Genomic DNA, 22377 nt, shown 5'->3' with positions numbered 1-22377 from the left:
TCACCGATAAAGTACTTCTCTTCTACCAGATCACCTGCTCCGCCATGGCGACTATGGCGCTCGTAAAAGGCATGAATAAATTCCGTGGTTAAGCGCTCTACCTTGCCTTGTTAAATACGATTTTCAACCTTTTTAAAGCGCTCGCCGTCGGTGCCATAGCTGTATTCGGTCCAGTCATTACTGTTACTCGAGCTGCTAATGCGCTTAACTTTGTCAAAACTGGTGTAACTAAACTGGTAGCCGTTGTAGTTTTTAATGTTACCACTGGCGTCGTAATTTAAGGTTTCACCGTTATGACTGCGTAATTTGTAGGGATCATTCGGGTCGTAGTCATAGCTTGAATTATCTTGATCCACCGTGGTAGGGGTAATATTGCCGAGGTTATCGTAGCTGTAACGATGAAAGGTTGTGATGCCATGATCAATCGGCGTGCCAAGGTCGCCGCTCCCAGAGCCTGTGCCGGACTCAAACTGAAACTACTTGTCTTTCACCTTCTTGAATAACAGGCTAAAGTAGCTAGGCATAGCACATGATTTCGCCATGTAGTGCGAGGAGCTGGTGCTAAGGCACTCTATTTATAAGCAATAAAAAGCGCCTGTCCCATCTTTGGTTTTAATTATCTTTTTGTGTATTAAATAGTGTGGTTTTATATTACCGTAGGCGCTAGACTCTCTATTTATTGATAATTAACAGTGCATACCTAGGCTTTTCTACCCCTTTATTTTTATATACACTCTTCTGGCAAACACAAACCTTCACAACCATGCATCTTTAGTATCTCAGTTAAAGAATCATTAACTAACAAATGGACGCCATAATTTATTTCTCTAGCTATTATATAATCACCTTCATTATATTTTATTTTTTTAAATCTCATTATTTTTTTTGTACCAGGAACAAAATCAAAGATTGACTTACTTTTATCTAGAGCATCAACAAAGCTTAATACATTTACAACAAAGTAATCTTCAGTACTGTCATCTTCGCATTGAACCTTTGCTTTAACAAACTGTATATTATTGCTACACTCTGCTAGTAGATTACATATTTTTTCATTAACTAGAGGTACTCGCTTGTTATTTGCCAACTCACAAAATTTTCTTAATTTTTTCAACTTACAATTAAACCTGAAAATTGGCATTACATCATCATCTACTTCTTTCGTATTTTGGAAGATCCCAAAATAAAAATTGTTAGTTAGTTCACCAACCATAACCTCCGGCACATTCGGGTTTCTCCAAATATATACCATCTCTATTTACCCCAGCTACGTTTATTTTTATTTAAAGCCCGCTCGCCAGTTCGCATTAACTGCCTTTCACCAGCAATGATATTTGTGAGCACACTATAAAAATCCAGCTAATTAAACCCCGCTTCTAAACCTGCACTAATAAGTGGCCATCCTGTATTTTTTTATTTTAATCGTAGTAATCAGATTTAGGTAATCTAGATATGGCATGAATAAGGTCGACATATTCTTTCCTTGTTTTTTCTGTACATTTATCTAGCATTGCTTTCAGACTAAGAATTTCAGCATTTAACTGTTTGAATAAGTAACTCTCTGCACAAAATATCCATGAGTCATCACCAGCCCATAAACACCACTGTTCGCTTTCTCCGATCATATAAAACGATATAATGTCTGTTTCTTCTGTAAAAAAATTAAACGCCTCCCAGCTGTTTTCAATTTCACAACCCAGCCACCAAACTTTACCATTTAAGCCACGCTCAAAATCCTCCACTATTATCAGCTTTTTATCTCCAACTAATTCCGTCAGAGGCAATATAACAGCAGAAAACTCCGCTTCATTAAGCCAATAAAAAATGTCGTACTCATTGAAATGGCAATTAGCTACACCGCCTAACCAATTTTCTTTTACCCCCCCTCTTACCTTTCCATTAATATTATATATATTTTTTGTTATGTGAGCAGCCAAAGCACTAGCTTTCTCCGTAGTTAACTCTTTTATCATAATGGAAACCTTACTTTTATATCTTTTGAAAATTTTGGTCTTTGAAAACCCAATCTCGGCGTGCCAGGCAGGTAGTCTCCTATTTCACCTGCTGATGGATGAAGCTCAACTTTAGTACCATCTGGCAATTGTTTAGCTTTTCTTTCTCCCTTATCGTAAAGCTGCTTCCCGTCTAAGCCATTGTAAGCATCCTCTGCACCTTCCCCTTTGAGCTGCCTAGCTTCGTCTGCCGTCCTTTCAATAAAAACAGCCAGTACCATCTTTTTATCTTTTTATCTTTTTAAGGGAAAAAGCCCCCCTTATATTCCTCTCTAAATTTATCACTTTATTGTGCTAGGCAGTGTGGCAATATCATGAAAAAAGTGCCAAAAACTTTCAATCTTGTTTGAGTACCTTTTCGTCATACTTTCTAAAGTAAGCATTTTAATATTTAGTGTTTTAAATAGATCTTTCTCTGCACAAAATATCCATGAGTCATCATCCGCCCATAAACACCACTGCTCGCTTTCCCCAATCATATAAAAGGACATAATGTCAGTTTCTTCTGTAAAGAAATTAAAAGCCTCCCAGCTATTTTCAATTTCACATCCCAGCCACCAAAATTTACCATTTAAGCCACGCTCAAAATCCTCCACTATTATCAGCTTTTTATCTCCAACTAATTCCGCCAGAGGCAATATAACAGCAGAAAACTCTGCTTCATTTAGCCAATAAAAAATGTCGTACTCATTGAAATGGCAATTAGCAACACCGCCTATCCAGTTTTCTTTCAATCCCCCTCTTACCTTACCATTTACATTAAATATATTTTTTGTTATGTGAGCTGCCAAAGCACTAGCTTTCTCCGTAGTTAAGTCTTTTATCATAATGGAAACCTTACTTTATATATCTTTTGAAGATTTTGGTCTTTGAAAACCCAATCTTGGCGTGCCAGGCAGGTAGTTTCCTATTTCACCTGCTGATGGATGAAGCTCAACTTTAGTACCATCTGGCAATTGTTTAGCTTTTCTTTCTCCCTTATCGTAAAGCTGCTTCCCGTCTAAGCCATTGTAAGCATCCTCTGCACCTTCCCCTTTGAGCTGCCTAGCTTCGCCTGCCGTCCTTTCAATAAAAAGAGCCTTTCCTGTCTTATTTTTTCCTAAATACATACCTCTGGAACTGGGTTATCACAGCATGACTGCTGCTCCTACTTGTCTTTCACCTTCTTGAACAAAAGGCTAAAGTGGCCGGGCGTAGTACATACTTTCGCCATCTGGTGCAGGAAGCTGGTGCTAAGGCACTCTATTTATTGGTAATAAAAAAGTGCCTGTCCTGTATTTTTCTACTGTATTTTTAGCGAAATTGCTAATCGTAAGCCGCCAGACCGTTTTGCTCTAACCAGAATAACCGTAATCTTGGGTTGTTTTTGGGGTATATGTAACCAGACAAATTGTTGTCAAAGCCCCACTTGCAATAACTCGTATTGAAGTCATTGGTATCGATGCCGCTAGTCCTCTGATGTAGTAGCTTAAATTCATTACCTAGACGACGACATTTCCCCTCCATTAATGTCGTTGAGTAGGTGCCATCGTAATTCTTAAAATCAATACGCTTGTAAACAGCACCTTTGTCACCGATGTAATAGGCTGCAATGCCGACAAAAATAGTCATAATCAGCAACACCAAAGAAACCAAACCAAAAACTTTTAGAATAATTTTCAACGAGTAACCTGAACCCTGTTAATGTCATTGGTAGACATTACTGTTAATGAAGATGAGTGACAAGAGAGCAAATTGATAACAACTTATCCAGCACAAAATACTTGATGAACACGATAGTTTTTTAAATATTAATACTCAGAAAACATACATTAGATATCTGAACAAAAGAATGCCGTCACTAGCGAATTTCCGATGAAATTCGCTAGTGACCACATATGAAACACTAAAGTGTATTAGTTCAGACAAGAACTGCAAAAGGATCTGGACGAGTGGATGAATTATTACAATAATGAACGCACACATCAGGGCAAAATATGCTGTGGCAGAACGCCACTAGAAACATTACTTGATGGTAAAAAGGTTTGGGCAGAAAAGAATTTAGCTCAAATCTAAGCTGACAACGGCACCATTAAAAATGGGTAACTGTCAGATCAAGTCTGAGCTAGTACAATTATCTCCTGAGTAATTATCTAAATCTTTAGCTTGCTTTGTTAGCTCTGTTAAAACTTGCTCTTGTACTTCCTCATCATCAAGAAGCATACCCAAAGCTTTATCCACGGCTTGTCTCTCTTGCTCCGCTTCACCATTGGGATTATCAATGTGTCGTGCGACTTGATGTCCATAATTATATACACCATTTGGAACTGACAAAGTCCTGACCGCCTCACCCTTACTCAACTTGGCCGCTCCATGACGGGTAAGACACCCGCTAAGCATGCCATTAAGCGTGTTGATAGGTTGCTTGGCAATGCGCAGTTGCATCGCGAGCGCATCGATATTTATCGTTGGCATGCGCAGCTAACTTACAGCCTCAACCCCTTTCCATTTGTCCTTATCGACTGGGCTGACGTGCGTGAACAGCTGCGAATAATGACATTACGCGCATCCATTACCGTCAATGGTCGCAGTGTTGTTTTGTATGAACGCACCTTTGAATTCAAGCATTACAACTCTCCTCGCAGCCATCAACGTTTCTTGGATGAATTAAAACAAGTGATGCCACCCAGCTGCACGCCCATTCTGATCACCGATGCCGGTTACCGAAACACCTGGTTTCGCCAAGTTGAAGCTCTTGGTTGGTATTGGCTTGGCCGTTTACGCGGTGAGGTAGGTGTGAAGCAAGGCTGGCTATCGAATAAAAGCTTTTTCACCAAAGCGAATACACAGCCTCAGCACCTCGGACCTGCTGTCATCGCAAAGAAGAGTCCTCTTGCTTGCCACCAACTTGCCCCATGCCATGTTTACTGCAAAACAACTCGTTAAACTCTACGCCAAACGGATGCAAATCGAAGAATCATTTCGGGACTTAAAAAGCCCTGCTTATGGCTTTGGCTTACGCCATTGCCGGAGTCGCAGCACGAAACGATTGGATATTTTGCTACTCATCAGCCTGTTGGCTGAGGTTGTGCTTTGGTGTATTGGACTGATTGCTAGGCAGCAAAAGTGGCAATATCAGTTTCAAGCTAACACCATCAAAACCCGCCATGTTTTATCAATAACACGGCTCGCAAAAGAGGTGCTAAGGCGGCGGGACCACCGAAGAAGTAGCGCAGATATAGAGTGGGCAATCTGCGAATACATACGGGTGATCCATCAAACTGCGATGCTTAAATTATGAGGGGATCCGTCAGCGCCTTGGGTTTTCATTTACATTAAAAACATTTGTTGTGATGTGGGAGGCCAACGTCCTAGCTTGCTCGGAAGTGAAATCTTTTATCATAATGAAAACCTTATTTTAATACCCTTTGAACCTTTTGATATCTGAAACCCAAGTGTCCCTTCCCGCGCGCACCTAAAGATCCTAAAACAGCGGAATTCTAAAACTAAACAAGTTATTTAACTGACTAAAGCCGGCTTAGCCGGCTTTTTTGTATGTCACTATATTCCCCCCTCTATAAGTGAGAGACAAAATCATCGACAAGTAGCGTTTTCGGCGCTGAAGGCTCGGTCACTGGCGTGCCAATATATAAAAAACCCACTAAACTTTCATTTTCGGCCAAGCCTAAGCCCTGCTCTACCATTGCGTTATAGCATAAATCGCCGGTGCGCCAAACGCCGCCATAGCCCATGGCTTGCGCCGCCATTTGCATAGCATGCACGCAACACCCAGCGGAAATAATTTGCTCTATCTCTGGCACTTTATGCTCTTTGGTCACCTTGGCAATAATACTAATCACAACGGGCGCCCGCTGTGGCATGTTTTGCGCTTTTTGTAGCGCCGCCTCATCTGCCCCTTGCGCTTGCATGGCTTGGTAGTAAATATCCCCTAAACGTAATAGGCCATCACCTTGGGCCACAATAAAACGCCACGGCTGCAGGCTACCATGATCAGGGGCACGTAATCCCGCTTGCAAAATAGTTTCAAGTTCACAGCTATCGGGTGCAGGGGCGGCTAAACGCGGACAAGAACGACGTTTTAGTAACAAATCCATGGCTAACATATTGCGACTCTTCTTTACTAAATAGGAATCAATATCATAATAGCTGGCAGGTTAAGATGAAACCTTTACCACAAAGAGTTTTTTCTCAACCCGTTATTTAGTAAAGTGACCCCTTCAAACCACTAATGGAAAACTTATTGTGCGTGTTATCAAATGGATATTTAGGGCAATTGCCAAAACAATTAATTTTACGCGATTATTGGTATTAAATTTAATTTTCCTCGGAGTTATCGCCGTTGTGGTGTTGTCATTTAACAGCGAGGAGACGATTAATGTGCCGCAAGGTGCTGCGCTTAATTTAGATCTCAGTGGCCAAATAGTCGAAGAGCGTCGGCCTGCTGATCCTTTTCAAGAGATATCTAATGAAGTATTTGGTAAAGATCCCAACGAATTTCGTGAGATTGCACTCAGTGATGTGATCCACGCTATTCGCTTTGCACAATCTGATAATCGCATTACCGCACTAGTGCTTAGCCTTGAAAACCTACAAGGCACCGGCATGAATAAGTTGTTTGAAATTGGTGACGCACTCGAGAAGTTTAAAACCAGTGGTAAGAAAATCTATGCCTACGGTGATTTTTATAGCCAAAGCCAATATTACTTAGCCAGCTATGCCGATAATTTAATGCTTAACCCGCAAGGCGCGATTGCGCTGCAGGGCTTAGGCGTGTATCGCCTGTACTTCAAATCAGCAATTGAGAAGCTTGATATTACGCCTCATGTATTCAAAGTAGGCACTTACAAATCGTATGTTGAACCTTATACGCGCGATAGCATGTCGGCGCTAAGCAAAGAGGCTAACTTACACTGGCTTAACCAATTGTGGAATGCCTATGTCAGCCAAGTTGCTGAGCGCAGAAAAGTGTCACATGATGCCATTTCACCCAATATAGACAGCTACTTAGAGCGTTTAAAAGCGGTGCAAGGCGATCAAGCGGCTTATGCTAAAGCATCAGGCTTAGTGGATGAGCTAAAAAGCAGCCAAGAAGCTCGTCAATTCTTAATGGCTAATGTTGGAGAGAATGCCGCGGGAAGTGATTACTTACAAATTAGTTTAGATAGTTACCTTGGCGCGATCCCTCCTTTATTTAATTATCAGGAACAAGGCCAAGATAAAATTGCGGCGATATTTGCCAGCGGCCAAATTATGAATGGCGAACAACCTGTTGGTGTGATTGGTGGCGATACTTTATCCCACTTACTCAACGAAGCACTGATGGACTCACAAGTTAAAGCGGTGGTACTGCGTTTAGATTCACCGGGCGGCAGCGCATTTGCTTCTGAGCAAGTAAGGCAACAAGTTCTTGCACTTAAAGCGGCCAATAAGCCCGTGGTGGTTTCGATGAGTAGTACCAGTGCTTCAGGTGGCTATTGGATAGCATCTGCAGCCAATGAAATTGTCGCTTCGCCCGTTACCTTAACTGGCTCTATCGGCATTTTTGGCATGTTTGCCACCGTAGAGAATGCACTCGCAAAAATGGGCATCACCAATGATGGCGTTGGCACCCATGCGCTAAGCAGCGTTGATATCACGAGGCCATTGCCATCATACATGAAACAAATTGTTCAGCTGAGCATTGAAAATGGTTACCAGCAGTTTATCAATGTAGTGGCCCAAGGGCGTAAGATGACACCAGCACAAGTTGATAGCTTAGCCCAAGGCCGCGTTTGGACCGGAAAAGATGCACTAGAGAAAGGCTTAGTTGATCACTTAGGTGGCTTTGATGTCGCGATGAGCCGCGCGGCAAACTTAGCAGAGCTGGATGCATTTGAAGTAAAAGTGATTCGCCCAGAGCTCAGTGTAAGGGAGCAGTTCATGGCGGATTTAATGGCCAAAAGCGCGCAACTTGCCCAGCAGAGCTTAGTGAGCTCGCCAATGCTAAGACAAATTCTTAACGCCGTTGATGAGCAAGCCGCGCCGCTTGCAAACTTTAATGATCCAAAAGGGATTTATGCCTTGTGCCCTGCTTGTGAGCAGATCAAGCTGTAATAGAGAAATAATCAACAATTCATCTATTTTATAAAGCCCAGCCCTGCTGGGCTTTTTAGTTTTTATACCAAGCTCTATACTTCAACCTAATTAGTTTAATAATTAACTCAAGGGGTATTTTTTGGATAAAAAGTCTATATACATCGCATACACTGGTGGAACCATCGGCATGCAGCGCTCTAGTCAGGGTTACATTCCTATTGCGGGTGCGCTGGCTCAAAATATTGCCGCCATGCCGGAGTTTTTTCGCGCAGAAATGCCAGATTTTACCATCCATGAATACAGTCCACTGATTGATTCATCCAACATGTGCCCCGCAGACTGGCAGCGCATCGCTGATGATATCGCTGCAAACTATCAACAATACGATGGCTTTGTCATTTTACATGGTACAGACACCATGGCTTTTACCGCTTCTGCACTTTCATTCATGTTTGAAAATTTGAGCAAGCCAGTCATAGTAACCGGATCACAAATTCCACTTACAGAGCTTCGCTCTGACGGCCAAAGTAACTTATTGAATTCACTTTACATTGCTGCTAATTATCCGATCCCAGAAGTCAGTTTGTTTTTTAACAACAAACTATTTCGTGGTAATCGTACCACCAAAGTTCATGCAGACGGCTTTGAAGCCTTTGGCTCGCCCAACTTTGATCCTTTACTTGATGTCGGTATCAATATTCGTGTGGTCGCTGGTTCGTTGTTAGCGCCACAAAATTCGCCATTAACCGTGCGCACCATTACACCTCAACCGATCGGGATCGTTACCTTGTACCCAGGGATCGCATCTGAGGTGATCGGAAACATGCTGCAACAACCTGTAAAAGCATTGATTTTATTGAGTTATGGCGTTGGAAATGCACCGCAAGATGAAGCCTTACTTAATCAACTTAAGCAAGCCCAAGCGCGAGAAATCATCGTGATAAACTTAACCCAATGTTTAAAGGGCAAAGTGAATATGGGGGGATATGCAACGGGGAACGCATTGGCTCAAGCTGGCGTAATCAGTGGCTCTGACATGACCAAAGAAGCAGCGCTCGCCAAACTTCACGCCCTATTAAGTCAAGAATTAAGCTTTGATCAAGTGCGTCAGCAAATGCAGTTAAGCTTAAAAGGTGAGTTAACAGCAGGCTAGTCCTGCTGTTTGATACTGATTTTTTCTTTGTACTGTTGTTTAAGTTCAGACTTGCTCTTCATGTGCATTTCGCCGCCTTTAGCAACAGTAAAATGTTCTGGCGCCTCATTAAACTGTGCTTGCCAAGCAAAAACGCCTTGCAGAGCGTATTCTTTTTGTTCTTTAGTCAATGGGTTACCATCAAACCATTTACCTGTTTCCACTGCAGTTTTAAGGCGCTCATACACTTCAGGGCTCATATTTTTTATCAGGTTGTCAAATGACATAAGTAAGTTTCCATTCTATTGCGATTACCACGCTATGATGCACCAAACAAGGGAACCAGTCACCCTTGTATTTAGTTATGCTAAGTGTTCAGCAATTTTCAATTGAAACAAACTATATTTATTGATTATGAGGTATGATTTAAAGGTTAAATGTCTCTATATTAGGCCTCCAGCTTGAACTAGACTCATCCCCATCTATTGATAAATAGTGAATTGGCTTTATACATGATCAAACACATTGGATTTATCCTATTACCATGCCTAATGCTGTTAGCTGGTTGTGAAAAACAACAAAGCATAAAGAGCATTTGCAGTGACACCCCAGAGCTGTGTAACGATTTAAACACCGATGATGGCTGGTGTCGCAATGAGCGCGCCGATGTGATACGCAGTCGTAATGAAGTTAAGGACCCTAATATTGCAACGGATTTAGCGCAATATCATCTTTTAAGAGACTTTCAAACCTATAAAAAATGCATTGAAAAAGCAGCGCTAGTTGAGCCCATTGTTTACAAAGAAAAGAAAGTGGGCAGAGTCAATGCCTTAGTCACCGCTGAAACGGAAATTGAGCGTCTTGAACAAGCAACAGCTAATTCCAGTGAGCCACACCTTGCTTATTACCACTGGCGCGTCCGTGGCGATCAAGCGGCAAAAGCACGCTTTATGGCGGTGGAAGACTCGCCCGCTCTCGATGAGCCTGAAATCGCGTTGGCTATGGCCAGTTACTATTTTGAACGCGATTCGGATAAGACCTTTAAATTGCTATACCGTGCTATCAGCAATTATAAGAATGAACTGCCGCCGGGGAGCATTTTCAATTCGCTGACCACATTGCACCTAAAAGAAAAGCATTATGAAGAAACTTATATATGGATGCATGTTGCGAAAGAGCTAGGTAATAAAGAAGTTAACCTGCGAACCCTTGAACGCTACCGCACCTTTAATGACCAAGAAAAAGCCAAACTAGATCAACATGCACTGCTATTGGCTGAAAAAATAGCGGAAGGTAAATTTATGCCGGCGGATGCTAAATTCAAATTTTAGCATCCGAGGTTAATCACCAAAGCCTGTATCTTCAGGCTTTGTCCTTAGCGGTAGCCGAACTAAAATTCATGCTTACTGAATTAATACAATAGCGCTTGTGCGTCAGTGTCGGGCCATCATCAAACACATGGCCTAAGTGGGCGTGGCATTCACTGCATTGCACTTCTACACGAGTCATGCCATGACTATGATCTTCTAGATAATGAATTGCATTATCTAACGCTAAATCAAATGAAGGCCAACCACAGCCAGAGTCAAACTTATTTTCCGACGCAAACAATGCTTGTCCACAACATACGCAGTGGTAAGTTCCGGTATCTCTATTGTGTAACAACTGCCCACTAAAAGGGGCCTCTGTGCCTTTTTCGAAGCAGATTTTATATTGCTCGGGGGTGAGTTTATCACGCCAGAACGCCGCAGGTTTAGACATAAAAAACGCCTCGCTGTTAATAATAAAAGTAAAGTAGGTTTTTGTTCATCTTTGAAAGTATATTCGACTATGACAACCTTCAAGAAAAAATAGTACAACTAAGCTAATCATATTATTTTTCATAAGGTAATACGTTACCAATATGCACCTTGGTTCCACTGAAAACTTAATTCATGTAGTAAAAAAACTTGCAAAACAGCCTCATTTGGCTTAAATTTTATCTAAATTCTGTAACATTACTAACTTATTGTTAGTTACTTTCATTTTCCTACATTTCACATATTGTCACCTGCTTGTCGTGAATCAACAAGTAGCTTACGAGCAAAAATTAACACTTGTTGTTCATTCTGAGATGAATTAATGTAGGAAAATAACGAAAGGCAATGCTTAAAAACGACAAAAACACGGTTTTTTTCCATTTTAAGCATTGCAAATGAAAGGATTTAACATCAAAGGCGTAAGTTTGATACGAATCAAGTTTAACAGCCTTTGATTTAGGTAGTATCACCACAGTTTCCAGTTAAAACAAACCTGTAAGGATCTTAAAAGATGACTATTAAAGTAGGTATCAACGGCTTCGGTCGTATCGGACGTTTTGTATTCCGCGCTGCACAAGAGCGTAACGACATCGAAGTTGTAGGTATTAACGATCTAATCGACGTTGATTACATGGCATACATGCTTAAGTACGACTCAACTCACGGCCGTTTCAACGGTACTGTTGAAGTTGAAGGCGGTAACCTAATCGTTAACGGTAAAACTGTACGTGTAACAGCTGAGCGTAACCCTGAAGACCTAAAATGGGATGCAATCAATGTTGACGTAGTTGCTGAAGCAACGGGTCTTTTCCTAACAGACGAGACTGCACGTAAGCACATCACTGCTGGTGCTAAGAAAGTTGTTCTAACTGGTCCTTCTAAAGACGCAACTCCAATGTTCGTTATGGGCGTAAACGATTCAACTTACGCTGGTCAAGACATCGTTTCTAACGCTTCTTGTACTACTAACTGTCTAGCACCTATTGCTAAAGTACTAAACGACAAGTTCGGTATCGAATCTGGTCTAATGACTACAGTTCACGCTACAACAGCAACTCAAAAAACTGTTGATGGTCCTTCTGCTAAAGACTGGCGCGGTGGTCGTGGTGCTTCTCAAAACATCATTCCATCTTCAACTGGTGCAGCTAAAGCGGTAGGCGTTGTTCTTCCAGAGCTAAACGGCAAACTAACTGGTATGGCTTTCCGTGTACCAACTGCTAACGTTTCTGTAGTTGACCTAACTGTTAACCTTAAAGAGTCTGCTACATACGAGCAAATCTGTGCAGCGATGAAAGAAGCTTCTGAAGGCGAGCTTAAAGGTGTTCTAGGTTACACTGAAGACCAAGTTGTTTCTCAAGACTTCATCGGTGAAGTTCAAACTTCAGTATTCGATGCTAAAGCGGGTGTTGCGCTAACTGACAAATTCGTTAAAGTTGTATCTTGGTACGATAACGAAATCGGTTACTCAAATAAAGTTCTAGACCTAATCGCTCACATCTCTAAGTAAGCATTAGTTCTTAAGAATAGATAAAACCCGCCAAGTGCGGGTTTTTTTGTACCTCAATTTAGACTAACGAAATCGGACTCATGTAACACTGCAAACAAAGTGCTAGACCTAATCGCTCACATCTCTAAGTAAGCATTAGTTCTTAAGAATTGAATAAGCCCGCTTTATAGCGGGCTTTTTTGTACCTACCGTTCGTTGCACATCGAAATCGGACTCATGTAACACGGCAAACAAAGTGCTAGACCTAATCAGTCAACTCTCTGTGATGCACCAAAACAATAAGCGACAGTTTTTGAATATTTGGATAAACCCTAATTATGGACTTCAAGAAAAGATTGCAGCTTACTGGAATAAAACAAAAATAAGCCACTAAATAAAATAAGCAATACAAAAATAAGGGATATCTGATATTGGTGGTCAGAGTCAAGCAAGGTCATACTGTAAAAAGCACCGCAAATTAACAAATAACTAATTAAAGACAAGGCTTCTTTAGTAGGATTCATTTTATAGGCAAGCCCACAAGAGCAGCGTAATATTTGTCCAGTGAAATACATTCTAGTTTGTGCAGCAAAGCCTAGTCTCATATTAATTTGGCAACTTGGACATGTAAAATGACACTTCATACTATTCTGGAATAAACTCTTTGGCGGTTAACAGCATGATTGAATTGGCAAAGCTAGTGCCGTTCTTTGGCATAACTTGGTTAGATTGCATCAACATGCCATCGTTAACTGAGGTGTCCATAACCAATTGCCAATTAACTAAGCTCTCTTTAATGGCTGGAAATTCAACAGACACATCATACTCAGAAGCATTAAAAACTAATAGCCAATGCTCTTCTGATGATTCAAGTTCAAGCTGTAACACTTGCGCAGTGGCACTATGCCATTGGCTTTTTTGCATAAAATGGCCATCAGGATGATACCAGCGCGCCTCAACTGCATCTCGATGCAGCTCAAAGCCATCGTCAACTAAACTAAGCTGCGAGAATACACTCGACTGTAAGCGAAATTGAATCATTTGCTGAGTAAATGCAAGCTCGGCTTGTTTGGTACTGTCTAAACTCCAATCAACCCAACTTATTTCATTATCTTGACAATAGGCATTGTTATTACCTTGCTGAGTACGTCCCATTTCATCACCAGCTAAAAAATGGGGGGTTCCTTGAGACAAAAACAAAGTAGCAATTAAATTACGCTTTAATTGCGCTCGGGACTGCTTAACCCGCGAGTCAAAACTAGGTCCTTCCACCCCGCCATTACTTGATAGATTATGACCATGGCCGTCACGACTGTTTTCGCCGTTTGCTTGATTGTGACGATTCTCATAGCTGACTAAATCTTCAAGGGTAAAACCGTCGTGATAACATAAGTAGTTAACACTACTATGAATACTGCGTTTGTTTTTTGGGAAGATATCACGAGAGCCCAAGATCCGAGTGGCAAATTCAGCAATTTGACCTGAATCTCCGCGCCAAAAAGCACGAATATTGTCTCGATAACGATCGTTACACTCATACCAATTACTTGGGAACTGCCCCAATCGGTAACCACCATGGCCAATATCCCATGGCTCAGCAATTAACCGCACCTGGCTCAAAATAGGATCTTGGAATAACGCTTTAAAGAATGCGCTATAAGGTTCAAAACAGCCTCTTTCACGTGCTAATGTAACCGCTAAGTCAAAGCGAAAACCGTCTACTTGCATCTCGGTGCTCCAGTAACGCAGAGCATCTAGGGTCAGCTTCAGAGCCCAAGGTAAATCAAGGTTAACAGTATTACCACAACCGGTAAAATTAGCATGCCGCTTCGGTAAATCAGGGTTATCCATGTTATCAAAATAGTAATAACTATTTTCAGCTAGCCCCTTATAACTTAATACTGGACCTCCATCGCCTCCCTCCGCCGTATGGTTAAACACCACATCAAGAATAACCTCGATGCCAGCGGCGTGAAACTGGCGCACCATGGTTTTAAATTCGACAACAGCATCATTTATGGCATAACGCGGATCCGGAGCAAAAAAATTGATGGGGTTATAACCCCAATAATTAGTTAAATTTAACTCCATCAGTCGCGGCTCAGCCATAAAACTTGCCACCGGCATGATCTGGACCGATTTAATTCCCAGCGACGTCAAGTGTGCAATCACACAGGGATGACTTAATCCAAGATAAGTACCACGTAACTCAGCAGGAACCTTAGGGTTAAGCCAAGTGAAGCCTTTAACATGAAGCTCATAAAGGATCACATCACTGTCTTTAAGCCTTGGCTTTTTCACACCTTGCCAATCAAAGCTATCGTCCACTACCACAGACTTAGCAACCCAACAATGATTGTTAGGCTGCTCTATCTCTGGGCGCCATTCCAGTGCTTGATTTAAAGCTTTAGCATAAGGGTCAATTAATAATTTGTTATGAACATTGGGATCATCAGATTCAACCACGTAGCCATAGTTTTGCCCAGCTTTGACTCCTTCAATAAAAGTAGACCAGAACTTTCCGCGCTTTTCTATCAACTTGAATCGTGTTATCTCTTGATTATTTTGATCAAATAACAGCAGCCAAATGCGACTACTGTTACTGTAGATAGAAAAATTACAACCCGTATCTGTCAGCTCAGCCCCTAAAGGCAGGATCCGCCCTTCTGATTGCAGAAAGTGATGCGCTCTAGGCTTGCATGCCTGAGGCGCGTACTGACTTGATACTAGATTCATAATTATGCCTTTTTACGCAAGTAAATGGTTGCCAGTGGCGGCACATCAATTAACAAAGAGTGAGGCTGACCTTGGTGAGCTAATTCGCTGCTATTAAAGATCATTCCAGCATCGTAGTTACTGCCCCAGTAATATTTACTGTCGGTATTAATTACTAACTCGTATTCGCCAGCAGTGGGCACACCAACTCGATATTGCTCTCGCGGTATAGGAGTAAAGTTAGATACAACAATCACTTGGTGAGTTTTATCTAAATTTTGACGCATAAAGGCGTACATTGAATGGTCGCCATCTTGGTGGTCAAGCCAGACAAAACCTTGCGGCTGGTAATCGGCCTCATACATTGCACTTTCATTTTTATAAAAGTGGTTGAGATCTTTACAAAGCAATTGATGACCTTGATGTTTGTCAAACTCAAGTAACCACCAACCAAGTTGCTCGTTATGGTTCCACTCAAATGATTGCGCCAACTCATTACCCATAAAGTTTAATTTTTTACCTGGGTGCGCAAACATAAAACCAGCATATGCACGTAAATTAGCTGCAGCCTGCCATTCATCTCCAGGCATTTTGCCTAGTAACGACTGCTTACCATGAACCACTTCGTCATGGGATAATGGCAAAATAAAGTGTTCATTGTAGTGGTAGACCATTGAGAAGGTCATTTCATTATGATGATATTTACGATACATAGGATCCGTTGACATGTATTCTAATGAGTCATGCATCCAGCCCATATTCCATTTAAAGCCAAAGCCTAGGCCTCCTTCAAATGTCGGTTTAGATACGCCAGCAAAAGCCGTTGACTCTTCAGCAATGGTCATAGCATGAGGGAACTGTGAATATACTTCCTCATTAGTCCAGCGTAACAAGCTGATCGCCTCGTAATTATGATTACCACCATCAACGTTGGGCACCCATTCACCTTCATTGCGTGAATAATCCCAATATAACATTGAGGCAACCGCATCAACACGTAGGCCATCAACATGAAACTTATCGATCCAAAATAATGCACTAGCAACCAAAAATTGGCGAACATTGTCATTACCAAAATCGTAGATGTAGGAGTTCCAATCTGGATGCCAGCCACGGCGTGGGTCTTCATATTCGTACAATGGCGTCCCATCAAAACGTGCTAAGCCATGTGGATCAGATGGGAAATGTGCAGGAACCCAGTCAATGATCACACCTATATCGTTCTGGTGACATAAATCAACAAAGCGTTTAAATGCATCAGGATCACCAAAGCGGCTAGTTGGAGCAAACATACCAACAGGCTGATAACCCCAAGAACCATCAAATGGAAACTCAGAGACCGGCATCACTTCAATATGGGTATAACCCATTTCTTTAATGTATTGAATTAGTTCAACCGAAAGTTCATCGTAAGTTAAAAAGCGAGAACCTTTCTTGTCATCCGGCTTACGACGCCAAGAGCCTAAGTGCACTTCATAAATATTCATCGCACTGTAGCGTTTGTCATTTTTTTGCGACGCTATCCATGCTTGGTCTTGCCATTGGTATTGCGAATGGTCATAGACAACCGAAGCATGCGAAGGGTATTGGTCAGCAAAAAAGCCGACAGGATCGGCTTTGTGCGGCAAACGATTCCCCATTGGGTCTTTCAATTCGTATTTGTACTTTTCTCCCGCGCCTAAACCGGGCACAAATAACACCCAGTGACCACATAAGCTACGTTGCATAGGGTGCTTGCGACCATCCCAATGGTTGAAATCACCAATTAAACTGACACTACTAGCACTTGGTGCAAATACCGCAAAACGAGTACCAATAATTGCTTCGCCATTAAGCTCTAACGACATGATTTGCGCGCCGAGCACTTGGTACAAGTTTTGTGGTCGATGGGTCATGGTGCTCAACCCAGCATACGCTTGTTCATGAAATTGGTACGGGTCAATAAAGCGATGGCTATCACCCTTGGCATAGCTAGCCACTAACCGATAATTAAATTTTTCTTGCGCTTTAGGAAATGCGTATTCAAATATACCTTCGTTACCAATCTTGTTTAAAGTCGCAATAGGCTTAGCGTCATCTTCTAAACCATAAACCTCAACAGAGGTGGCATCGGGTAACCAAGTACGTAATAAAAACCCCTGTTTCTGGGGCAATAGGCCTAAATGTTCAAATGGATGGCTCAAGCATGCACTTTCTAATGTTGTCAGTAATGGGTGGGCACTTTCTTTTTTCTTCACTGGGCGCTCAGCTATATCAGACTGCTTAGCGTTAGCTGGGGTTGTCGTTTCAGTATTTTTTGCTTTACGGGTTGCACGCGTTGTTTTTTTAGCGGTTCTCGAGGTTGTCGTCATATCGTACTCTAATCGTTAAAAATCAATTGGTAATGTTAATTAACATTACCATGAGAGGTTATTCAGCTGCGTTACTGCGTGCATCACTGATATTTTTACTGAGTTGTTGGATCTGCGGCTGACTAAAAATATCATCCAGATCGCAACTTAATTTGCGGCGCCAATTCGGATACTCATCACTGGTTCCTGGCACATTGACAGGCTTATCCATTTCCAGAAAATCTTCTAACTGTAAACTAAGCAGTAAAGATTTAGCGTGCGCCAAATGTTGCTGGATACCAAAGCTTAAATCACGATCCATACCAACAAAGTCAACACATTCAGAAATGTGTGAAGGTAAAGCTTGATGGCCAAATAAGCTATTTAACATCATTTGTTTAGACTGATGGCGATCAGATATTAGCTGATCTACAAGCTCCTGAGATGGATATAAACCTAAGGTTTTACCTAAGGTTAAATCGTCGCAGTGCCAATATCCCTTTAACGTTGGCATGTCATGCGTCACCACCGTAGCCATTGCTTGTTCGGGGTAGTGAGAAGGTGAGATATAACCGCCATCAGCCGCTGTTTCAAAGCAAAATACCCGATATGAGTAAACGCCTGAATTTTTCAACAATTCATCCATACCATCTGGCACAGTACCTAGATCTTCACCTATAACAAGACATTGATTACGTTGACTTTCGAGAGCTAGGATAGCCAGCATTAACTCAACAGGATAATATACATACACCCCATTAGCAGCGTCTTCGCCTGCTGGTACCCACCACAGCCTCAACAAAGCCATGACGTGATCAATACGCAAAGCACCGCAGGCTTTCATATTAGATTGTAATAACTTGATAAAGGCATGAAAGCCATTCTCAACTAAACGCGCAGGATCAAGTGGCGGCAGCCCCCAATTTTGCCCACGGGGCCCTAGCACATCAGGCGGAGCCCCCACAGTTGCTTGAGTGCAATAATCTTGTTTGTTGGCCCATATTTCACTGCCACCCGAGGCAACGCCCACCGCTAAATCACGGTATATACCTATCTCCATTGCTAGAGATTGAGCAAGCTCATCTGCTTGAGTTAATTGCTCATCGGCTAGCCATTGTAAATAAGCCCAGAACTGAACCTCATCTGGATGCTGCTCATGCCACTCGAACACTTCGCGACTATGATAATCCTGTAACGCTTCTGGCCAGGCAGGCCACCCCCAAGCGTTAGCATCCTGTTTCAATAGTGATTCATGCAGTGCATCAAATACTGCTTGCTGCATCAACGCGTCGCCTTTATCAGCAACAAACCGCTGAAAAGCTTGGCCTCGCTGACTGTTATTTTCGATATCGTGCTTGAAGGTTTGATAAGCTAGCTTAAGCGTGCTCAACTTTAATTCATGCACCAAGGCATAATCGACATCATCAACACAACGCGCATAAGCCAGCTTGTCTTGAAATAGGCGACTGTTAAACAACGTTTGTGCCGCTTCACTGGCCATAAACTCAGGCACAGCTGCCACATCAATATATATGATATTCAGCCATTGCCGTGAAGATGGGCTATACGGGCTGGCATTATTTGGCATCATGGGATACAAGGCATGAATAGGATTTAACCCGACAAAATCACCACCCTGTTGTTTAATCTGTTTTAGTAGATGCTTTAAATCACTAAAGTCACCAACGCCCCAGTTAGCTTTACTGCGAACCCCGTATAGCTGAACACTTACACCCCAAATTCGTTTTCCAGCAGCCATTGCTTCAGGTGTAAAACAGGCTCGCGGCGCAATAATCACTCGGCTAATACCAAGGGCATCTTCTACTTGAGAATCAAAAATGCGTAAATCGTGATAGCCCATTTCTAGCTTCACTGGCAATGCAATAGAATAGGCTTGAAACTCAACATCATCAAAATGCTCAATGGCCAGTAACTGCCCATCAACAGGGCAAAACTCTCCCTTTAATATTGCACCTGATTCCGTTTCAATCTCATAGTTGAGGGTTTCAGCAACAAACTCCATTGGAAGTTTGAGCTCAAACTGCAGAGACTCATCAACATAGGCCAAAATGACAGGGTCAAGGCTCGATAGCCAATGCTCTTTTATCGCATCATTCACCTCGGACTCTAACCGTTCTGGGGCTACATCACAGCCCATCGCAGCTAAAATACGAGCAACTATTTCAGGGCTAGCTTGTGTTTCACAACCCCACGCGTCCGTATAATGAGGGTCAATTCCTTTAATACTGGCAAGATTTTCAAGTAGACTTTCAGACATACCACTCCCATTTTGACGCTGAGCCATTAATAAAATTAATAATAAACTTAAAAGATGGAGCTTATATTACGTACCTAAAGAAAAAACATTGAGTATTATGGCGCAGTTTCAAAATTATCTTATTTCTCGCCGCTATCCTTGTCACATAACCGAGTTAGAGTTTGATTTAAAACAAACAAAGCCATTGCGCAGCTGCTGTTCATAACGACTCTCGCTGGTAGAATAGATCCCAATTAGCTTAATCCATCATTGTCTTTTTTATCAACTAACAATTAAAGCATAATTTTCAATGCTATATGAGGTTTTATGATAGACCATTTAAAATTAACGACAAAACAACCTTTATCGCCATCTGTCCAACTAATGACAGACGAAAACCAAATAGAATTTGTCAGTATCGCTCACCCTAAAGCGCAAGCCTGCTTTACATTACACGGCGCTCATTTGATCCATTTTCAGCCAACCGGTAAAGCCCCAGTTATTTGGTTAAGTAAAACCGCCATTTTTGATAATAACAAGGCCATTCGCGGCGGCGTTCCCATCTGTTGGCCTTGGTTTGGCGCGCCTGCGGCTGAGCTAGGAAGTGGCTTACCGTCTCATGGCTTTGCCCGTAATAGCCAATGGCAACTAGGAGATATATCGGAAGACGATTCTGCTGTTACGATTAATTTTAAGCTGGTCGATACGCCTGCGACACAAGCTCTTTGGCCACACTCGTTTGAATTAACTTTAACGGCCACTATCGGAGACTCTGTGCAACTTAGTCTCACCACGAAAAATACCGGTAATGAATCATTAAGCTACCTTGCCGCCCTTCACAGCTACCTGAATATATCAGCGCCTGAAAAAACCAGTGTGGCAGGTTTAGGTCCTACCTATGTCGATAGCTTGGACAATAAATGCATGAAAAATGGCGCAGAAAAATTATCCATCGCGGGACCAATTGACTCTCTTTATATTGAGCCAACAGATAAAGTGACATTAACGGATAGCGGTTATGATCGCGAGCTTGCAATACAAAGCAGTGGACACGATACCATCGTTGCTTGGACGCCTTGGATTGAAGGCGCAAAAGGTATGGCTGATATGCCTGATGACGGCTACCAAACAATGCTGTGCTTGGAAGCAGCGATCACTGGAACAGCCATAGAAGTTGCTCCAGGGCAAAACCATATACTAAGCACATCTATTAGTTAAACTCATCGATTAATTATGCTAACCAAACAACATAAAAAACGTGTTTGGTTACAACAACATAGATGAAGTAAAGCACAAAGAAAAAGGGGCCAAATTTAATTTGGCCCCTTTTTCTTTAAATCATTGCTACTTATTACTCGCAGCAAATGACAACATCCGATCAAGTGGGATCATTGCCTGCTTAGCAAGCTCTGGGTCAACAAATACTTCATGCCCAGTAGCATCAATTAATGACTTCTCAATGGCTTGTAAGCCATTCATCGCCATCCAAGGACAATGGGCACACGTGCGACAAGTTGCGCCACTGCCTGCAGTAGGCGCTTCTATTAATTCTTTATCTGGGCAAGCTTGCTGCATTTTATAAAAAATGCCTCGGTCTGTTGCCACTATTAGTTTTTTGTTAGGCAGCGTATTCGCAGCTTTGATCAACTGACTCGTTGAACCGACAGCATCGGCTAATTCAACAATATTGGCTGGTGACTCAGGGTGAACCAACACAGCAGCATCTGGATATACTGCTTTCATGTCTTTTAGGGCTTTCGCTTTAAATTCATCGTGAACAATACACGCACCTTGCCACATTAACATTTCAGCGCCGGTTTGCTTTTCTATGTAAGCACCTAGATGACGATCTGGGCCCCAAATAATCTTCTTACCTTCACTGTCTAAGTGCTCAACAATATCCAAGGCAATAGCAGAAGTAACCACCCAATCAGCACGAGCTTTAACCGCTGCGGAGGTATTCGCGTAAACAACAACCGTATGATCTGGGTGCTGATCGCAAAACTCAGAAAACTTATCAACCGGGCAACCTAAATCTAAAGAGCAGGTTGCTTCTAAAGTTGGCATCAACACTTTTTTATTCGGCGTTAAAATCTTAGCTGTCTCACCCATAAACTTAACACCAGCAATAATCAGGGTCTCTGCTTGATGATCTCGACCAAAGCGTGCCATTTCTAACGAGTCTGCAACATAGCCACCCGTCTCTTCTGCTAAAGCTTGAATTTCAGGATCGGTATAATAGTGAGCAATCAGCACTGCATTTTTTTCAATGAGTAATGCCTTAATGCGCGCTTTGTAAGCCTGGCGCTCTGCTTCTGATAATACAGCCGGCTTAGGCGGAAAAGGATAATCTGATTCAATAATGGCTTGTTCGATTTGGCTCATTTGCTGTCCACGTTTTAACGAGATCTAATGGACAGCATTATACACGCAGCAAGGGGAAAAACCACGAAGGCAGAAACGAAAAAACCTCGCCATAGCGAGGTTTTTGATTTGGTGGGTTGTGAAGGATTTGAACCTTCGACCAATTGATTAAAAGTCAACTGCTCTACCAACTGAGCTAACAACCCG

At 42.1% G+C, this 22377-nt stretch carries 20 protein-coding genes, 1 tRNA gene and 2 pseudogenes; 7 read left to right on the top strand and 16 right to left on the bottom strand.

Features of this window, described 5'->3' with window-relative positions:
- Positions 1-110 precede the first annotated feature (110 nt).
- The 7 genes from K1M91_RS04175 to K1M91_RS04145 form a co-directional block, all read right to left on the bottom strand.
- Positions 111-356, bottom strand: a complete 246-nt coding sequence (locus K1M91_RS04175; protein ID WP_232800290.1) for a hypothetical protein — start codon at positions 354-356, stop codon at positions 111-113.
- A 368-nt stretch (positions 357-724) separates the two neighbouring features.
- The gene (locus K1M91_RS04170) at positions 725-1213 is read right to left on the bottom strand and encodes a DUF1629 domain-containing protein (RefSeq protein WP_232800289.1); all 489 of its coding nucleotides are present in this window, start codon (positions 1211-1213) and stop codon (positions 725-727) included.
- A 205-nt stretch (positions 1214-1418) separates the two neighbouring features.
- Entirely contained in the window at positions 1419-1973 is a 555-nt protein-coding gene (locus tag K1M91_RS04165; RefSeq protein ID WP_232800288.1) for a hypothetical protein, read from the bottom strand.
- Complete coding sequence (locus K1M91_RS04160; RefSeq protein WP_232800287.1) at positions 1970-2233, bottom strand: hypothetical protein; 264 nt, start codon at positions 2231-2233, stop codon at positions 1970-1972. Before K1M91_RS04160 ends, K1M91_RS04165 begins: the two co-directional genes overlap by 4 nt.
- Positions 2234-2293: 60 nt before the next feature.
- Positions 2294-2839 (bottom strand): hypothetical protein, encoded by a 546-nt coding sequence (locus K1M91_RS04155; RefSeq protein ID WP_232800286.1) that lies wholly within the window; start codon positions 2837-2839, stop codon positions 2294-2296.
- Between the two features lie 15 nt (positions 2840-2854).
- Positions 2855-3121 (bottom strand): hypothetical protein, encoded by a 267-nt coding sequence (locus tag K1M91_RS04150; protein WP_232800285.1) that lies wholly within the window; start codon positions 3119-3121, stop codon positions 2855-2857.
- A gap of 196 nt (positions 3122-3317) precedes the next feature.
- Positions 3318-3674, bottom strand: a complete 357-nt coding sequence (locus K1M91_RS04145; protein WP_232800284.1) for a hypothetical protein — start codon at positions 3672-3674, stop codon at positions 3318-3320.
- A 225-nt stretch (positions 3675-3899) separates the two neighbouring features.
- Between K1M91_RS04145 and K1M91_RS04140 the strand changes: the two are divergent.
- A pseudogene (locus K1M91_RS04140) lies at positions 3900-4067 on the top strand (IS481 family transposase); the annotation flags it as partial.
- Between the two features lie 33 nt (positions 4068-4100).
- Here K1M91_RS04140 and K1M91_RS04135 read toward each other — a convergent pair.
- Complete coding sequence (locus tag K1M91_RS04135) at positions 4101-4352, bottom strand: hypothetical protein (protein ID WP_232800283.1); 252 nt, start codon at positions 4350-4352, stop codon at positions 4101-4103.
- On the opposite strand from K1M91_RS04135, the pseudogene K1M91_RS04130 reads away from it, so the two are divergent.
- Positions 4332-5202 (top strand): annotated as a pseudogene (locus K1M91_RS04130) (IS4 family transposase); the annotation flags it as partial. The gene K1M91_RS04135 and the pseudogene K1M91_RS04130 overlap by 21 nt on opposite strands.
- 364 nt (positions 5203-5566) lie before the next feature.
- Here K1M91_RS04130 and K1M91_RS04125 read toward each other — a convergent pair.
- Complete coding sequence (locus K1M91_RS04125) at positions 5567-6115, bottom strand: NAD(P)H nitroreductase (RefSeq protein WP_232800282.1); 549 nt, start codon at positions 6113-6115, stop codon at positions 5567-5569.
- Positions 6116-6254: 139 nt separating this feature from the next.
- Here K1M91_RS04125 and sppA point away from each other — a divergent pair, with 139 nt between their 5' ends.
- Both sppA and ansA read left to right on the top strand, forming a co-directional pair.
- On the top strand, positions 6255-8105 hold the full coding sequence (gene sppA, locus K1M91_RS04120; RefSeq protein ID WP_232800281.1) for a signal peptide peptidase SppA: 1851 nt from the start codon (positions 6255-6257) through the stop codon (positions 8103-8105).
- Positions 8106-8226: 121 nt separating this feature from the next.
- Complete coding sequence (ansA, locus tag K1M91_RS04115) at positions 8227-9240, top strand: asparaginase (protein ID WP_232800280.1); 1014 nt, start codon at positions 8227-8229, stop codon at positions 9238-9240.
- On the opposite strand, the gene K1M91_RS04110 is transcribed toward ansA, so the two are convergent.
- Positions 9237-9506, bottom strand: coding sequence for a DUF1315 family protein (locus K1M91_RS04110; protein WP_232800279.1), 270 nt, complete (start codon positions 9504-9506; stop codon positions 9237-9239). The two genes, ansA and K1M91_RS04110, sit on opposite strands and share 4 nt — an antisense overlap.
- Positions 9507-9731: 225 nt before the next feature.
- Between K1M91_RS04110 and K1M91_RS04105 the strand changes: the two genes are divergently transcribed.
- On the top strand, positions 9732-10550 hold the full coding sequence (locus K1M91_RS04105) for a DUF2989 domain-containing protein (protein ID WP_232800278.1): 819 nt from the start codon (positions 9732-9734) through the stop codon (positions 10548-10550).
- Positions 10551-10581: 31 nt separating this feature from the next.
- On the opposite strand, the gene msrB is transcribed toward K1M91_RS04105, so the two are convergent.
- The gene (msrB, locus tag K1M91_RS04100; protein ID WP_232800277.1) at positions 10582-10980 is read right to left on the bottom strand and encodes a peptide-methionine (R)-S-oxide reductase MsrB; all 399 of its coding nucleotides are present in this window, start codon (positions 10978-10980) and stop codon (positions 10582-10584) included.
- A gap of 549 nt (positions 10981-11529) precedes the next feature.
- Between msrB and gap the strand changes: the two genes are divergently transcribed.
- Positions 11530-12525, top strand: coding sequence for a type I glyceraldehyde-3-phosphate dehydrogenase (gene gap / locus K1M91_RS04095; RefSeq protein WP_232800276.1), 996 nt, complete (start codon positions 11530-11532; stop codon positions 12523-12525).
- Between the two features lie 624 nt (positions 12526-13149).
- Here the strand turns inward: gap and glgX are convergent.
- Genes glgX through malQ form a run of 3 tightly spaced genes read right to left on the bottom strand, consistent with a single transcriptional unit; the run spans position 13150 to position 19827 of the window.
- A complete protein-coding gene (gene glgX, locus K1M91_RS04090; RefSeq protein ID WP_232800275.1) occupies positions 13150-15240 on the bottom strand; it encodes a glycogen debranching protein GlgX in 2091 nt (696 codons plus the stop codon).
- A gap of 2 nt (positions 15241-15242) precedes the next feature.
- Complete coding sequence (gene glgB / locus K1M91_RS04085; protein WP_232800274.1) at positions 15243-17570, bottom strand: 1,4-alpha-glucan branching protein GlgB; 2328 nt, start codon at positions 17568-17570, stop codon at positions 15243-15245.
- Between the two features lie 58 nt (positions 17571-17628).
- Entirely contained in the window at positions 17629-19827 is a 2199-nt protein-coding gene (gene malQ, locus K1M91_RS04080; protein WP_232800273.1) for a 4-alpha-glucanotransferase, read from the bottom strand.
- Positions 19828-20133: 306 nt separating this feature from the next.
- Between malQ and K1M91_RS04075 the strand changes: the two genes are divergently transcribed.
- Positions 20134-21024, top strand: a complete 891-nt coding sequence (locus K1M91_RS04075; RefSeq protein ID WP_232800272.1) for a D-hexose-6-phosphate mutarotase — start codon at positions 20134-20136, stop codon at positions 21022-21024.
- A gap of 126 nt (positions 21025-21150) precedes the next feature.
- Here the strand turns inward: K1M91_RS04075 and nadA are convergent, their stop codons facing one another.
- On the bottom strand, positions 21151-22191 hold the full coding sequence (gene nadA / locus K1M91_RS04070) for a quinolinate synthase NadA (protein ID WP_232800271.1): 1041 nt from the start codon (positions 22189-22191) through the stop codon (positions 21151-21153).
- Positions 22192-22300: 109 nt separating this feature from the next.
- A tRNA-Lys gene (locus K1M91_RS04065) sits at positions 22301-22376 on the bottom strand.
- Between the last annotated feature and the right edge of the window lies 1 nt (position 22377).

It is taken from the genome of Motilimonas sp. E26 (assembly GCF_021278025.1).
GTDB lineage: Bacteria > Pseudomonadota > Gammaproteobacteria > Enterobacterales > CBDFNC01 > Motilimonas.
Note: the sequence above shows the minus strand (reverse complement) of the source record. Positions and strands in the feature narration are given on the sequence as shown.